Annotated in this window: 14 protein-coding genes; all 14 read right to left on the bottom strand. The window is 62.1% G+C overall.

Annotated features, from left to right (window positions below):
- Positions 1-12 precede the first annotated feature (12 nt).
- Positions 13-822, bottom strand: coding sequence for an ABC transporter permease (locus AC2ISB_RS17410; RefSeq protein WP_486577138.1), 810 nt, complete (start codon positions 820-822; stop codon positions 13-15).
- Positions 812-1,765: an ABC transporter permease gene (locus tag AC2ISB_RS17405; RefSeq protein WP_330646887.1), complete on the bottom strand. Its 954-nt coding sequence runs from the start codon at positions 1,763-1,765 to the stop codon at positions 812-814. Before AC2ISB_RS17405 ends, AC2ISB_RS17410 begins: the two co-directional genes overlap by 11 nt.
- Entirely contained in the window at positions 1,762-2,745 is a 984-nt protein-coding gene (locus AC2ISB_RS17400) for an ABC transporter ATP-binding protein (RefSeq protein ID WP_486577135.1), read from the bottom strand. Before AC2ISB_RS17400 ends, AC2ISB_RS17405 begins: the two co-directional genes overlap by 4 nt.
- Positions 2,746-2,811: 66 nt before the next feature.
- The gene (locus AC2ISB_RS17395; protein ID WP_486577286.1) at positions 2,812-3,975 is read right to left on the bottom strand and encodes an ABC transporter substrate-binding protein; all 1,164 of its coding nucleotides are present in this window, start codon (positions 3,973-3,975) and stop codon (positions 2,812-2,814) included.
- Positions 3,976-4,096: 121 nt separating this feature from the next.
- Positions 4,097-4,999: a LysR family transcriptional regulator gene (locus AC2ISB_RS17390; protein ID WP_330646889.1), complete on the bottom strand. Its 903-nt coding sequence runs from the start codon at positions 4,997-4,999 to the stop codon at positions 4,097-4,099.
- Positions 5,000-5,135: 136 nt separating this feature from the next.
- Positions 5,136-5,456, bottom strand: coding sequence for a DMT family transporter (locus AC2ISB_RS17385; RefSeq protein WP_330646890.1), 321 nt, complete (start codon positions 5,454-5,456; stop codon positions 5,136-5,138).
- Positions 5,457-5,465: 9 nt separating this feature from the next.
- Positions 5,466-6,533: a heme-dependent oxidative N-demethylase family protein gene (locus tag AC2ISB_RS17380; RefSeq protein WP_330646891.1), complete on the bottom strand. Its 1,068-nt coding sequence runs from the start codon at positions 6,531-6,533 to the stop codon at positions 5,466-5,468.
- A gap of 9 nt (positions 6,534-6,542) precedes the next feature.
- Positions 6,543-7,484, bottom strand: a complete 942-nt coding sequence (locus AC2ISB_RS17375; protein WP_486577134.1) for a PDR/VanB family oxidoreductase — start codon at positions 7,482-7,484, stop codon at positions 6,543-6,545.
- Positions 7,481-8,080, bottom strand: coding sequence for a dimethylamine monooxygenase subunit DmmA family protein (locus AC2ISB_RS17370; RefSeq protein WP_330646894.1), 600 nt, complete (start codon positions 8,078-8,080; stop codon positions 7,481-7,483). Before AC2ISB_RS17370 ends, AC2ISB_RS17375 begins: the two co-directional genes overlap by 4 nt.
- 75 nt (positions 8,081-8,155) lie before the next feature.
- Positions 8,156-9,289: an aminomethyl transferase family protein gene (locus AC2ISB_RS17365; protein WP_486577133.1), complete on the bottom strand. Its 1,134-nt coding sequence runs from the start codon at positions 9,287-9,289 to the stop codon at positions 8,156-8,158.
- 66 nt (positions 9,290-9,355) lie between these two features.
- Positions 9,356-9,532 carry a hypothetical protein gene (locus AC2ISB_RS17360; RefSeq protein WP_330646897.1) on the bottom strand — a complete coding sequence of 59 codons (177 nt, stop codon included), beginning with the start codon at positions 9,530-9,532 and terminating at the stop codon, positions 9,356-9,358.
- Between the two features lie 24 nt (positions 9,533-9,556).
- Positions 9,557-10,936, bottom strand: a complete 1,380-nt coding sequence (locus AC2ISB_RS17355; protein ID WP_486577132.1) for an ammonium transporter — start codon at positions 10,934-10,936, stop codon at positions 9,557-9,559.
- A 323-nt stretch (positions 10,937-11,259) separates the two neighbouring features.
- Positions 11,260-11,976 (bottom strand): FadR/GntR family transcriptional regulator, encoded by a 717-nt coding sequence (locus AC2ISB_RS17350; protein ID WP_486577131.1) that lies wholly within the window; start codon positions 11,974-11,976, stop codon positions 11,260-11,262.
- Between the two features lie 91 nt (positions 11,977-12,067).
- Positions 12,068-14,437, bottom strand: a complete 2,370-nt coding sequence (locus AC2ISB_RS17345; RefSeq protein WP_486577130.1) for a trimethylamine N-oxide demethylase — start codon at positions 14,435-14,437, stop codon at positions 12,068-12,070.
- Between the last annotated feature and the right edge of the window lie 12 nt (positions 14,438-14,449).

Raw genomic sequence — 14,449 nt, 5'->3', positions numbered from 1 at the left:
AAAATCTCCCAGTTATTTCTCGGAACCGGCGGTATGTTCGCCGTCTTTTGTCAGGTAGTAGGCGGCAAGGATGGGAAGCACGGTGACCAGCACCACCACCATCGCCACCACATTGGTCACGGGGCGCTGACGCGGTCTTACAAGCTCTTCCAGCATCCAGATCGGCAAGGTTGTCTGGTTGCCCGCGGTGAAGGTGGTCACGATGACCTCGTCGAAACTCAGCGCGAAGGCCAGCATGCCGCCCGCCAGAAGGGCGGTTGCGATATTGGGCAGGATCACCAACCGGAAGGTTTGCGCCCCGTCTGCGCCCAGATCCATCGCCGCATCGATCAGCGCTCCCGACAGCCGCCGGAAACGGGCGACGGCATTGTTATAAACGATCACGATACAGAAGGTCGCATGCCCCAGCACGATGGTCCATGTGCTGAACGGGATATCCAGCAACGAGAAGGCCGAACGCAGCGAGATCCCCGTGATGATCCCCGGCAGGGCGATGGGCAGGATGACCAGAAGCGAGATCGTCTCGCGCCCGAAGAACCGCGATCTGGCAACGGCCGCGGCGGTCAATGTGCCAAGGATCAGTGCCAGAACCGTCGAGATTGCGGCCACCTTGACCGAAAGCCCCATTGCCTCCCACACATCCGCACGTCCCAAGGTTACGCCGATCCATTTGGTGGTAAAGCCGGGCGGGGGCCACTGGAAGCTCTTTTCCTCCGTCGAGAAGGCGTAGAGGAAGATCAGGGCAATCGGGGCCAGCAGGAAGAAGAGGCCCCCGAATGCGGCCAGTTTCAGGCTGGTTGGCGAACGGATCTCAGAGTGCATCGAAAGCTCCCATTTTGCGCGCGCCCCACAGGTAGATTCCCATGATCACGATCGGCACCACAGTGAACGCCGCCGCGAGCGGGATATTTCCGGCGGTGCCCTGCTGGGTATAGACCGCCTGACCGATGAACAGGCGCGAGTTACCGACGATCTGCGGAACGATGTAATCGCCGAGTGTCAGCGAAAAGGTGAAGATGGATCCTGCGACCACCCCCGGCAAAGCCAGCGGAAACAGGACCAGCCGGAAGCTCTGTCTTGGGGTGGCCCCCAGATCTGCTGCCGCTTCGGTCAGGTCTTGCGAGACACGTTCCAAGGCGGCCTGTACCGGAATGATCATATAGGGTAGCCAGATATAGAGAAAGACAAGGAAGGTGCCCAGATAGCTGACCGAGAGCGAGTTGCCCCCGATGACGGGGATCGCCAGCACAGCCTCGAGAAGCCATGTCAGATGCAGTTTGGCAAAGACCCAGTTCAGGATGCCTTCCTTGGCCAGCACCAGTTTCCACGCATAGACTTTAACCAGATAGCTGGACCAGAGCGGCAGCATGACCCCGATGTAAAACAGCGCCTTCCATTTGCCCTTGGCGTAGCGGGCGGCAAAATAGGCGATGGGAAAGGCCAGAACGGCTGCCGCCAGCGTGACGGCGCCGGCCATGCAGACCGTGCGCAGGATGATGTCAAGATTATAGGGGCGCAGAAGCTCGCCATAGGTCTTCAAAGTGAACTCATGCACGATGACGCCGGAAAACTCGTCGATCGCGAAAAAGCTCTGCAGCAGTAAGGCAAGAAGCGCGCCGATATAGACGATGCCCAGCCAGAGCGTGATGGGCAGCACCATCAGAAAGACGAACATTCTCGGATGGCGGATGATCCAGTCGATCAGCCGTGCCAGAAGGCCGGAGCGCGGGCGGAAGATCGCGGCTTGCGACAGGGGCGCGCTCATCCGTCGCGCTCCATGATATGCACCCGCGCAGGGTCCCACGAGATCGCGGTGGTTTCGCCGATCTGCGGCGCATCCTCGCGGGCGGGAACCAGCGCGGTCAGGCTCTGGCCGTTCAGATCCAGCACCAGTTTGGTGACGCGCCCGTGGAAGAACCGCCCGCGCACCGTGGCCGCACGCCCTGCCGGGTCAAGCACGATATCCTCGGGCCGCAACGACGCCCATTGTCCCGTCGGTCCGCCTCCTGCCAGATCGGCCGGAAGCACGTTGGAAGAGCCGACGAAATCCGCCACGAAACGGGTATTGGGGCGGCGGTAGATCTCTTCCGCGCTGCCGACCTGCTGGATTTTGCCATGAGCAAACACGGCCACCCGATCCGCCATCGAGAGCGCCTCGTCCTGATCATGGGTGACGAATACGAAGGTCAGTCCGAGCGCGCGTTGCAATTTGCGAAGCTCTTCCTGCATCTGCTCGCGCAGCTTCAGGTCCAGCGCGCCCAGCGGCTCGTCCAGCAGGACCACACGGGGTTTGTTGACCAAGGCACGGGCCAATGCCACGCGCTGGCGCTGTCCACCAGACAGCGCGCCCGCGCGGCGCTGGCCATAGCCGCCCAGCTCGACCAGCTCCAGCGCCTCCTCGGCGGCACGGTGACGCTCGGCCTTGCCGATCCCTTTGACGCGCAGCCCGAAGGCCACATTGTCGCGCACATTCATATGCGGGAAGAGCGCGTAATTCTGGAAAACGGTATTGACGTTGCGCAGATAGGGCGGCACGCCCTCGGCGCGTTCGCCGAAAATTGCGATATGGCCTGCGGTGGGTTGCTCGAAACCGGCAATCAGCCGCAGGCAGGTGGTCTTGCCAGAGCCGGACGGCCCCAGCATGGCGAAAAATTCTCCGTCGCGGATCGACAGGTCGACCTCGTCCACGGCCTTGACGGGTCCGAAATGGCGTGACACGCCCCGGAAGGTTACAGCATCTGTCATGTTTGGTCTTTCAGGCAGGGATGCCCGAACCCACAGGGGAAAGGGGTTCGGGCAAATCTGATGTGATCAGCGGCCGCCGATCACACCGATATAGTCAGAGACCCAGCGGTAATAGGGCACGCAATTGCCCTGACTTTCACAGCTGGATACCGGCGTTTGCCAGAACCGGATCCGGTCGAAATCGTCCAGACCATTGGCCGAGCAGCCCTCTGCGGTCTGTTTGCCGGAGCCGTCGGTGCAGGCCGATGGCACCGAAGGGACGGCCCCGAACCATACCGACAGATCGGACTGGAGGTTGGAATTGAGCGAATGCTCCATGAAGGCATAGGCGCAATTTGGATGCTTGGCCTCGGAATGCAGCATCAGCGTATCGGCCCAGCCGGTCGCCCCTTCCTCGGGGATCACCGACGCGACCGGCACCCCGTCGGCTTTCAGCAGGTTGACCATAAACGGCCAGGACGATGATGCGACGACCCCCTCGTTCTTGAAATCGTCGATCTGGATGAAGGCATCATGCCAGTAGCGCGACACGAGTTTGCGCTGGCCACGCAGCAGATCAAGGGCTGCGGCATATTGGTCTTCGTTCAGCTCGTAGGGGCTGATGATGCCCAGTTCGGGCTGGTGGGCCATCAGATATAGCGCGGCATCGGCAATATAGATCGGCCCGTCATAGGCCTGCACCCGCCCTGTATTGGCCTTGCCATCGGGCAAGGTCATGGCCTTGAAGACCACCTCCCAGCTTTTGGGCGCGTCGGGGAAGGTCTCGGTATTATACATCAGGACATTCGGCCCCCACATGAAGGGGGTGCCGTAATGTACGCCCTTGACCGTATGCCACGGCGCGTCTTTCAGGCGGTCATCCACGCGCGACCAGCTGGGAATGAGGTCGGTATTGATCGGCTGCACACGTCCGCCCGCAATCAGCCGCAGCGAGGCATCGCCCGACGCGGTCACCAGATCGAAGCCGCCCTCGTTCATCAGGGCCACCATCTCGTCCGAGGTATTGGCCGTCTTGATCTCGACCTTGCAATTCGTGCTCTGTTCGAATTTGGTCACCCAGTCATAGTCCGGATCTGTCTCGCCGCGCTCGATATAGCCCGGCCATGCGACAATCGAGACGGTCCCTTCGCCCGGTCCGAGCGTGGTCAGCATATCCGCCGCCTGTAGCGGAACGGAGCTTGCGGCAAGCAATGCAAGGCCCGAGACACAGGCGCTTAAAATCGGTTTCATCATGGCTTTTCCTGTTGCAGCGGGAGTCACGGCTCCCTTGCACACAACCCTGTGAAACTCCTTTTGCTTTCACAAATTCAATTATCAGGTTTCAGGTATCGGAAATGCCGATACCGAAGAATTACTTCATGTTTTTATGGGCTTGTGCCGTCAGAATAAATTCTCTTGTGACGCGGCTCAGCGGGGCACCTTTGCGCCAGACAGTTCCAACCTGCACAACTGGTAGGCTTCCGGACACATCGCGCGACACGATGCGGTCCCCCTCAAGCGACCAGCGCCGGTAGACCATTTCGGGCAGCAGCGCGATTCCCGCCCCCGTGGCCACAAGCGAGCGGACCGCCTCGACCGAGCGGGTGCGGAAGGCAACCCGCGGGCGGGCCCCGAAGGCCGAAAGCAGCTTCCGCGTGGCCTCTTCGATCTCGTCGATTTTCAGCATGATCATCGGGGCATCGGTGAGATCCTCGATAGAGACCGAGGGGCGCGTGGTCAGCTCGTGGCCGTTGGGCAGCCATAGCTGATAGGGAGATGTGTCGATGATTTCGGTATGCAGCGCCATCCGGTCGCGCATATTGGAAGCCACCATAACCGCCACATCCAGCTCGCCGCCGACCAGAAGATGTTCGAGATAGTCGCCGCTATCTTCAAGGGCGGTCACCTCGACCTGCGGATTAGCGCGGCGGAAGCGGGCCAGAATATCCGACAGCACATAGCCTGCCACCAGCGAGGTCACACCGATATGCAACGTGCCGGTCAGGGCCTCGCTTTCCTGTGTCAGGGCGTGACGGGCATCGGAGACACCGGCCAGGATGCCGGTGGCATGGCGCAGGAACTGGTGCCCTTTATGGGTGATGTCCAGCCCGCGCGGATGGCGGGTGAACAGCGCCACGCCCAGATCGGTTTCCAGTTCGCGGATGGCTTCGGTCACCGCCGATTGCGAGATCGCCAGCGCCTGCGCCGCCCCCGATACGGTGCCGGTTTCGGCCACAGCAATAAAATACCGCAGTTGTTTGAGTGTGAATGCCATCGCCTGCCGCCTGCGCGCAACGCCTCTGCGCTGCGCTATCTGTCCCGATTTGACGCGCCCGCGCAAGGGCCTGTCTGCCGGTCGGCGCTTCGGGGCCTAAGGGAGGGACCAAGGGCAAGGACCGGACACCCGGCGCCTATTTTCCGTCGCAAAGCTTCAGCAGCACGATGCCAAAGAGGATGCTGGCCACGGCGATCAGCCGTGCGGCTGTGGCCTGTTCGCCCAGAAACGCTATCCCCGCCACCACGGCCCCGGCGGTGCCGATACCCGTCCAGACGGCATAGGCCGTGCCCAGAGGCAGGGATTTCATCGCCACCGCCAGCAAGGCGAAACTTGCGATCATGGTGAGGACGGTGATGATGCTGGGAACAAGCAGGGTGAAACCGTCGGATTTTTTCATATAGAACGCCCAGACGGTTTCAAGGATGCCTGCGCAAAACAGAATGAACCAGGCCATTGGGCTCCTTTACGAAGGGGTTGGAGGGACAGGGAGCGTGTCGGGGAAGATCCCCGCCGAGGTCTCGGCCCCGTCATCGAAGCGCGCCAGATAGTCTACGATCAGATCGCGATTCACGGCAAAGCCTTTATACTCGGCCAGCGCCGGATCGAGATCGCGCAGCACGCGGTGCAGGCGGCGGGCCCATTTGGGCTGGGTGCAGATATCTTCGAGGCTCAGCAGATAGCAACGGATCGGGAATACCAGCGCATTCGAGCGCGGCAGGCGGAGGAAGGATTGCAATTCGACCCGCAGGAACTGTTTGCGCCCGACATTCTCGGCGGTGAGTGTGCGTTTCTCCGGTCCCCAATGCGGATAGTTTTCGGGGCTGGTGTCAAGGCGTGGATTGACGGTCATGGTCCAGTTGAGGCGGCGATAGCTCTGGCCCTGCTGCACCGCCAGCAGGAATTTCAGCGCCTTGGTAAACACCCCCATCTCTCCGGCTTTCGGTACGGGGGCGTGCCATTCGAAGAAGTTCATGCCGATATCGAAATCCAGCGACCAATCGGCCTGACTGGTGATCATACCGGCATCCATCCACAGATTGCCCTCGCGTTCATGCAGCAGCGCGAAATCGCCTTGGGCCTGACGGGTAATATATTCCATCGGGCCATAGGGCAGGGTCGCGGCCTCCAGAAAGGTAAAGCGCTGCTCGATGCCGAGAGGGCGGTTGATCCAGTGCCAGCGGTCTCCGTCACGATTGAGCGTGAACAGCTCGGGATAGTCGCGCGCCTTGGCCTGCATGATGCATTCCAGCAGATCCCAACCGGCCAGCTCCATATGTGGCAGCGACTGGCAGCGCAGCGGGTCCTGCGCCAGAGTGATCTCGCGGTCCCGCATCTCGGAGACGTAATGTTCATCGACATCGAAGGCAAACTCGAAGGGCGTGCCGGTCGGGCCGCCCGGATGCTGTTCGATATTGACCGAATACATGTAGCTGTCTTGGTCGAAGGGGAAGGGAAAACGGCGGATGGCCTGTGGCGAGTTGTAGAAGGTGTAATCGCCACGGAAGGTCTCGTCATTGAAGCGCAAAGTCATGGGATGTCCTTACAGATCGAGGGTGAGGTCTTCGCCGAGAAAGCGCGACATGCAGGGCATGATCTTGGTCTGTGCGGCGCGTTCGTCTTCGCTGAGCCAGTGATCATGGTGCAGGATGCGCCCGTGGCACGCGCGCACCGCCGTTTCGCAGCGACCGCAGGCCCCGCCACGGCAGGACCAGTCAATGGGCACATCCGCCGCTTCGATCGCCTCAAGCAGGCTCTGATGCGGCCCGACGGTCAATGTCCTGCCCGAACGCCCCAGCGTGACCGAGAAAGCAGCCCCCGGTGGCGGGGCAGCAAAGGCTTCGGAATGCAGATGCGACTGCGGCCATCCCAGACGTGCCGCCGTGGTCTCCACTGCCGTGATCAACCCCTCCGGCCCACAGCAGAACACATGGGTTCCGGCGGGTTGCCCGTCCAGTAACGTGGCCAGATCCATGCGGTTGCCCTCGTCCGAGAAATGCAGCGAGATGCGGGAGGATCGGGGCAGCAGGCCCAGTGCTGCGGCCTCCTTGCGCGAGGGGGCGGCATAATGCAGCGCCCAATCCAGATTGAGCCGGTCGAGCTGCCGGATCTGCGCCAGAAACGGCGTGATGCCGATGCCTCCCGCGATCAGCAGGTGGCGTTTGGCGCGCGGATCGATGGCAAAGAGGTTTGCGGGCATCGACACCCGAAGGCGGTCTCCCTCGCGCACTTTCTCGTGCAGGAACCGCGAGCCGCCCCGCCCTTGCGGGTCCAGCCGGACCGCGATCTCGTAGCCCGAAGGGTCATGCGGGTCGGAAATCAGCGAATAGGAGTTGCGCCGCAGCACGTCGCCATCGGGCATCTCGACCACGATATGGGCGCCGCCAGAGAAAAGCGGCAGCGGGGTTGCGGCCTCGAAACGGAAGAGTTTGACCTGCGGCGTCAGGGCCTGCACCCGTGTGACGGTCAGCGGTAGGGCGGTCATGGACGGATCTCCTGCGGGTCCGGCCTCTGGCCGGGGGTTTCGGCATCGACACAGACGCCCTGAAACACGCCCAATCGGCGCGAGAAATGGTCGCGTACGAACAGCGCCAGACCGCAATGGGCGCATATGAACGGGTCGGTCAGCACATCTTCGGTGACCCCTTTGCAATGCACGCATTGCACCGCCCGTGCGATATGGCCGCGATGCTCGGTCTGGATCATCTCGGCGGCGATGCCCGCGCCAAGCGCGCGGGCGCTGACCCTGCCGATCAGCCCTTCGCTGCCCGCAAGGCACAGGCGGGTGGCGATGCTTGCCTGTGCCAGAAGCCGGTCCAGCCTTGGCAGGGCGGCGGCCAGATCGGGCGCCTCGCCATAGCTGCGACAGGGCAGGGCGGCAAGTTTCGGGCCATCGGGGCTGTCTTGCGGTATGAAGAGGATATGCGCCTGTTCGAGACAGCCGGGCATATGCTCGGACAGGGCCAGAAGAGCCGCCCCACCCGCGCCATCCGCCACACAAAGAAGCGGAGCACCGCAGGGCGGCTGCAATGTCCCGTAGGTCGGGCGGGTGGCGATGGAGGGGGTGAATACGGTTGCCATGAAAGACCTTCTTCTGGAAGCATGTCACGTCATGCGGCGCTCACGCGCGCGGGGCGGGTCGCGGTGGGGCGGGCCCTAGCCTTTGGCTGTGCGGCGCAGTTTCTGCGGATCGTGGAAAGGCATCTCGGCGGCCACCGCGCGGATGTCGCCGGTCGGGTTCTGCACGACGAGCGGCGTGCCCGGCACGGCGCAGTCCACCGGCATCCGCGCCATGCCCACCGTATGGTTGTTCAGCGGCGAATGCATCGAAATGGTCACAACCCCCACCTTCTTGCCGTCTTTCAGCAAGGGGGCCCCTTCGACCGCGGGCTGCGTGCCTTCGAGCTTCACGCCATAGATCTTGAACCGTTCCTTGCCCTTCAGGCGGTAATGCTCTTCGGCACCGCGAAAGCCGGTCTTGCCCTTGGAGACGGTGAAGTCCAGCCCCAGCTCCCATAGCGTGTCACCGCAGGGGTCCTCTTCAAACGGATACATTTCCGAATTGTCATAGGGAAAGAACAGCAGCTGGCTTTCGGCGCGCAGCAGATCGAGTGTGGTAAAACGCGTCGGGATGATCCCTATTGCGGCCCCTTCGGCCACGATGGTGTCCCAGATCAGACAGGCATCCTGCCTGCGACAGAAAATCTCGTAGCCGCGTTCGCCGGTATAGCCGGTGCGTGACAGCATGACCGGTTTGCCGAACAGTGTGGTCTGGATATGGCTGAAATAGGCCACATCGCGAAGGCCCGGCACATGTGCCTCCAGATAGTCCACCGCCAAGGGCCCCTGCAGCGAGATGTCGTGCAGATCATCGTCAAACAGCACGGCGGCATTGCGCCCATAGGCCGCCATCGTGAGCGCCTCGAAGCCGAGGCCCGAGCCATGCACCACCATGAACGCATGCGGGCCGGTGCGATAGACCACGCAGTCATCAATGAACTTGCCCTGCTCGTTGAGCATGGTCGCATAGGTGGACCGTCCGGGTTTGAGCGCCTCAATCTCGCGGGTGACGGCACGGTTGATGATATGGGAGGCATGCGGCCCGATGACATGGACCTTCTTGAGCCCCGAAACATCCATCACACCGGCTTTGGTGCGGATGGCCATGTACTCCTCGGTCTGGTCCTTGTCATAGGTCCAGGCGGTGCCCATCCCGCTCCAGTCTTCTAGCTGAGAGCCAAGCGCGCGATGACGGTCGGCCAGCGCGGAAAATCTCCACGATGCGGTCATGTGTTCGTCCTGATGTTAGGGAAGATGTGAGGGAAAGGGTCCGGACACGTAGTCCGGACACCATCATCATTTTTTGTGGGTCACGGCCCTGTAGGCATGGCCCTCATGTCGCCAGCCGCCGATGACCGCGATGACCACAAGGATCAGGCAGACGATCAGCCACAGGCCCTCGACACTGCCATATCCGGCATAGATCGCGCCGGTCACTCCGTCCCAGCTGGTGGCGTTGAAAGGTGCTTCCATAGATGTAACTCCTGAGTGGGCAGATTATTCTGCGGGGCTGACAGAGGGATGGATGGCTTCGGGATAGGCGGAGGCTGGCACTTTGACCAAATCGAGCCCAAGCTCCTCGGCCTCGCGCGGCACACGCAGCTCGCCCATCAGTTTCAGGACCAGCGAGACGACATAGCCCGGCACGAAGCCCATCACCGCCATGACGGCTGCCCCGATCAACTGTCCGGTGAAGGAGATCTGGATGACATCCTCGCCGAAAAGGGCCGGATAGCCCGAGGCCGCGATGCCGACGACAATCACGCCCCAAAGCCCGAGGAAGCCGTGCACCGCAACCGCGCCCACCGCATCGTCAATGCCGCGCCGTTCGATGAACGAGGCCACAAAGGGCATGGCGCAGGCACCGATGAAGCCGATTGCAAAGGCCATAGGCGGATACCACAGGTCGATCCCCGCCGCGCAGGAGATGATCCCGCCAAGCGCCCCCGACATCATCCAGAACGGATCACGGGTAATCATCCATGCCCCGATAATACCGCCCGCAAAGCCCATCAGGACGTTGAACGTCATGCCCGAAAGCGTCATCGGCGTGCCGTAGATGCTGGCCTCGATCGTGCCCGACCAGCTCCAGCTTTCGCCCGGAACGATGACGCAGCCCATCAGGAAGCCCCAGAAACCTGCAATGATCAGCATCAGCCCGACCAGCGTCATCGGCATGGAATGCCCCGCGATATGGTTGGCACTGCCATCGGCATTGAACTTGCCGATCCGCGGCCCGAGATTGATCAGCACGCCCAGCGTGAAGAAGCCGGCAATGGCATGGACGACGCCCGAGGCCCCGAAATCATGATAACCGAACTTGGTCACCAGCCAGCCATCGGCATGCCAGCCCCATGCGGCGGTCAAGATCCAGACAAAGGCGCCCAGAACGATCGACAGGATGATGAACCCCGTCAGTTTGATCCGCTCGATCACGCCGCCCGACAGGATCGAGGCGGTGGTGGCGGCAAACAGCACGAAGGCGCCCCAGAACACGCCCGAGGACCGGTCGCTGAGATTGGGGCCCATATATTCGCTCCACGGCAGCGCGATGCCATTGGCATAGGCAAAGCCCGAAGTGCCCATCGGCCCTTCCGATCCGCTCAGACCGGTGGGGAAGGCCCAATAGATCCACCAGCCGACAAAGTAGAAGAACGGGACGATCATCGCGAAGGCGAGAATGTTCTTGATCCCCGCAGAAAGCGCGTTTTTGGACCGCGAGGCCCCCATTTCATAGGCGAGAAAACCGGCATGGATCAGCACCATGAGCGGGATGGTCAGAAAGTAGAAGGTCTCAGAGAAGGTGCCATTGGTGGCGGCGACACTTTCCTTGAGCTGGGCAAGCTGTTCAGACAGGGAAGCGAGCTCTTGTTCCAAGTGAGTCTCCTTGTTGGATGTCCTGAAGGCGCGATTCTTGTGGTTCAGACCAACTGACTTTATTGGTTCTTTTTGTTCGTCTAGCCTCGGTGAGAAATTGCCCTTATTGCAACATTAATTCCCATCAGGAATAAACAGATCCGGTATTTGGCACATATCTAATCGCTCGCCCCCTGCCTCCTGCCTAGTTTCTTGGCGGTTTGTGCCTTAGCGCCGGAAGGACTGGTCGGGCGGGTCGCAGGGGGATTACAAAGAAAATCCCCGTTCAGCGGCGCTGACGGGGAGAAAAGGCGTAAAATTGGTGCTCTGACGAAGGGACCAGTTCAGCTTTCCTGAAGCAGGAGTTTCTGGTCCTCGACCAGTGAAAGCTTCATGAACTCGGTTGCCTCTTCGATATCGCGGGCGGCGATCGCGTTGAAAAGCCCGTTATAGGCGCGCTGGTAGCTGGCCAGCTTTGCGGGGGTGAGATGGCGTTTATACATCGCCGCGCGGAAGGATTGACGCCGCGCATCCAGCACCAGATTGAAACAGGCGACCAGCAGCGGGTTTCCGGTGCCCAAAGCCAGTTGCCGGTGGAACTCTTCTTCCAGCCGGATGAAGGCGGTGGCATCGGTGTTCATGGCTTCCATCTGCGAGACGATCTCTGAAAGCGCCGTTATCTGTTTGGGGGACATGGACAAAATCGCAAGACGCACGATTTCCGGCTCCAGCACGCCCCGCACGGTCAGCAGATGGAGCGGGCCGGTTTCCTCGGCAACCGGCGAATGGGCCTGTAGCGTGCCAGCCGGATCATAGATCACAAAGGACCCCGATCCCTGCCTGCGCCGGATCATCAAGCGGGTCTCCAGATAATCCAGCGCCTCGCGCACGGTATTGCGCGCAACGCCCAGATCCTGCGCCATCTGCCGTTCCGATGGCAGCCGTTCGTCCTTGGCATATTCGCCGGAGACGATGCGGCTGCTCAGGGTATCGATCACATATTGCACGGTCGATCCCGGAAGCGGATGCAAAGCGGATGGAGGTGGTGCAGAGGCTGGCACGAATTGGTTCCTTGAGGCCCGAAGGGACGTCCTGCCTTTTTCATAGGCGGCGGGCGCCTCAAGGTCCAGCATTAAGCGGATGGGCGGTAGCCTAGCTGCGCGGGCGCTCCTTCTTCGGGTCATAATGCGCCACGGGGCTTATTCTGGCCTGCCTGCGCCGCAGATGCCCGTCAAGCTGGCCCACCTCCAAGAGCGTTCCGCTGGCCGAATGGGCCACATCGACCCGTGCCAGCGCAATCGACATATGGCTGCGCGGGGAACGCATGGCCGAGCACACAACGCCAATCTGCGCCCGCCCCAGACGCAGGCAATCGCCATGCGAGACCGCTTCCTCGCCCTCGATCTCCAGCCCGACAAAGACACGGGCGGGATGCTGCTTGCGCCGGATCAGCGCCTCGCGCCCGACAAAATCGGCGGTTTTCGACTTCAGCGGGACGGTGAAGCCGATCCCTGCCTCGAACGGGTCGGTCTGGTCGTCGAAATCATAGCCTGCAAAGATCAGCCCCGCCTCGATGCGCACCAGATCCAGCCCGGCCAGCCCCATCGGGCGCAGTCCGCAAGGCTGGCCCGCCGCCCATACCGCCTCGAAGACCTGTTTGGCGTCACGCGGGTGGCAGAAGATCTCGTAGCCCAGCTCGCCCGTATAGCCCGTGCGCGAGACCACAAGAGGAACGCCGTCCGGACCGCCAAGGCGGCCCACCGTGAAGCGGAACCATTCCAGCGCGGTGAGGGCCGGCTGATGGGGCGCGGTCCAGAGAACGGTTTTCAGGATCTCGCGTGCGGCAGGCCCCTGCACCGCGATGTTATGCTGCTGGTCGGTGGAGCTGCGGATCATCACGTTCAGCCCCAGCCGCGCCGCCTCTTCCCGCATCCATGTCCCGCCCAGATCGCTGCCGCCGATCCAGCGGAAATTCTGCGGTCCCAGCCGGAACAGGGTGCCATCGTCGATCATGCCGCCATGCGGGTAGCACATTGCCGAATAGACCACCTGACCGCTGCCGAGTTTCGACACATCGCGGGTCAGCACCCAGTTCAGCAGGGCCTCGGCATCCGGCCCCGTGACCTCGAATTTGCGCAGGGCGGAAAGGTCCATGATCACGGCTTTCTCGCGGCAGGCCCAATAGCTTTCAACCGGATCGGTCTGGGTAAAGCTGTCGGGCAGCCAGAAGCCACGATAATCGGTGAAATTGCGGGTCAGGGGGGCAAAACTGGCGTGGAACCCGCTTTCGCGCGTCATGATAGGGTCATCCTCCGGGGTGGGGCGCCAGGCTGCCGCGCGGGAGAAGGTCTCCGCTCCGCTATAGCTGCGCATATGGATATCGGTCAAATCCCAGCCATTGGCGGCAGAGGTGTCATCGGGGCAGGCCGAAGAGACACAGACCAGATCGGTCAATGCCCGGAGCAGCACATAATCTCCCGGACGTGACCACGGCTCGTCCGCCACCAGAACACCATGCTGGTCAATGGCGGTGTTGAAGAAGAAATTGGCCGCCATCCAGCCTGCGCGCCCCGCAATGTCGTAAGGGGCCAGCGCGGCATTGAAATTCTCGGAGCAGTTCACATGCCCCGGATATCCCAGATCGTCATAATATTTCGCCGAGCAGGCCAGTGCGAACGCGTCATGACGGCCACAGGTGTCCTGAATGACCTCCACCAGCGGGGTCATGTCCTGATCGAAGTATTTCCCATGCAGGCCCGGCATCGGATAGGCGAGAGCCTGCAGGCTGCGGGTGGTGGTGACATCCAGCGGCAGGGCCTGTCCGCGGTCAAGCTTGCGCGCGTCGAAGCACTGGAAATCGGTGCATTGGCGGCCATCGACATCAATGATCTGGATGTAATCGCCCTTAGCGATCCGGTAGGCGCGCGCCGTGGCCGAGGCGATGCGCAGATCCTGTAGCGGCTCGGCCAGAGGGTCGGGCAGGGCATGGCGCAGCTGTGCCCCGGGATGCGCGCGGTGCAGCAGAAGCCCGATGGGTGTGGCGGTGTTCTGGGTCTCGAAATCCATGACAGGGGCGGGGGCCGCCAGCAGCAGCCATCCCGCAGAACGGGCGGTGAAACGGGCCTGGTCGCCGGCGGGGCTGCTCTGGCCGAAAAGGCCAATCCCCTGTCCTTGAAGGGCAATATTCCGCCGTTCCAGTCCGCGCCTGAGGCGCTCCATGCCGCTCCCTGCGGCGCGCAGAAGCGCCTGTAGGGGGGCAAGCGGGCTATCGGCCCTTGCGCCGATCAGCCCTGCATCGGGGCGCCCGTCCGGATGGGTGACCAGAAGCAGCGCGGCCTGTCCCCCTTCCAGATTGGTGAGCGTGATCTGGTCCCCCTCGGCCAGCCGGACCAGATAGGCCCCGCGCCCCGGGATCGTGTAATGCTCGGTTCCCCGAGGGCGACCAAGGGCCGCCACGCGCCGCGCATGTGTCGGGAGTGGCGCACCGGGCCGGAACAGGGGCAGGTCGGAAAACAGGGTCATGGCGCAGGTCCT

Source organism: Thioclava sp. NS-SX20, from assembly GCF_057380695.1.
The sequence above is the reverse complement of the archived record's forward strand: the minus strand, read 5'-3'. Positions and strand labels throughout refer to the sequence as shown.

Excerpts from the sequence above, each read along its gene's own strand:
- AC2ISB_RS17410 (WP_486577138.1), bottom strand. The coding sequence starts at position 822 with ATGCACTCTGAGATCCGTTCGCCAACCAGCCTGAAACTGGCCGCATTC.
- AC2ISB_RS17405 (WP_330646887.1), bottom strand. The coding sequence starts at position 1,765 with ATGAGCGCGCCCCTGTCGCAAGCCGCGATCTTCCGCCCGCGCTCCGGC.
- AC2ISB_RS17400 (WP_486577135.1), bottom strand. The coding sequence starts at position 2,745 with ATGACAGATGCTGTAACCTTCCGGGGCGTGTCACGCCATTTCGGACCC.
- AC2ISB_RS17395 (WP_486577286.1), bottom strand. The coding sequence starts at position 3,975 with ATGAAACCGATTTTAAGCGCCTGTGTCTCGGGCCTTGCATTGCTTGCC.
- AC2ISB_RS17390 (WP_330646889.1), bottom strand. The coding sequence starts at position 4,999 with ATGGCATTCACACTCAAACAACTGCGGTATTTTATTGCTGTGGCCGAA.
- AC2ISB_RS17385 (WP_330646890.1), bottom strand. The coding sequence starts at position 5,456 with ATGGCCTGGTTCATTCTGTTTTGCGCAGGCATCCTTGAAACCGTCTGG.
- AC2ISB_RS17380 (WP_330646891.1), bottom strand. The coding sequence starts at position 6,533 with ATGACTTTGCGCTTCAATGACGAGACCTTCCGTGGCGATTACACCTTC.
- AC2ISB_RS17375 (WP_486577134.1), bottom strand. The coding sequence starts at position 7,484 with ATGACCGCCCTACCGCTGACCGTCACACGGGTGCAGGCCCTGACGCCG.
- AC2ISB_RS17370 (WP_330646894.1), bottom strand. The coding sequence starts at position 8,080 with ATGGCAACCGTATTCACCCCCTCCATCGCCACCCGCCCGACCTACGGG.
- AC2ISB_RS17365 (WP_486577133.1), bottom strand. The coding sequence starts at position 9,289 with ATGACCGCATCGTGGAGATTTTCCGCGCTGGCCGACCGTCATCGCGCG.
- AC2ISB_RS17360 (WP_330646897.1), bottom strand. The coding sequence starts at position 9,532 with ATGGAAGCACCTTTCAACGCCACCAGCTGGGACGGAGTGACCGGCGCG.
- AC2ISB_RS17345 (WP_486577130.1), bottom strand. The coding sequence starts at position 14,437 with ATGACCCTGTTTTCCGACCTGCCCCTGTTCCGGCCCGGTGCGCCACTC.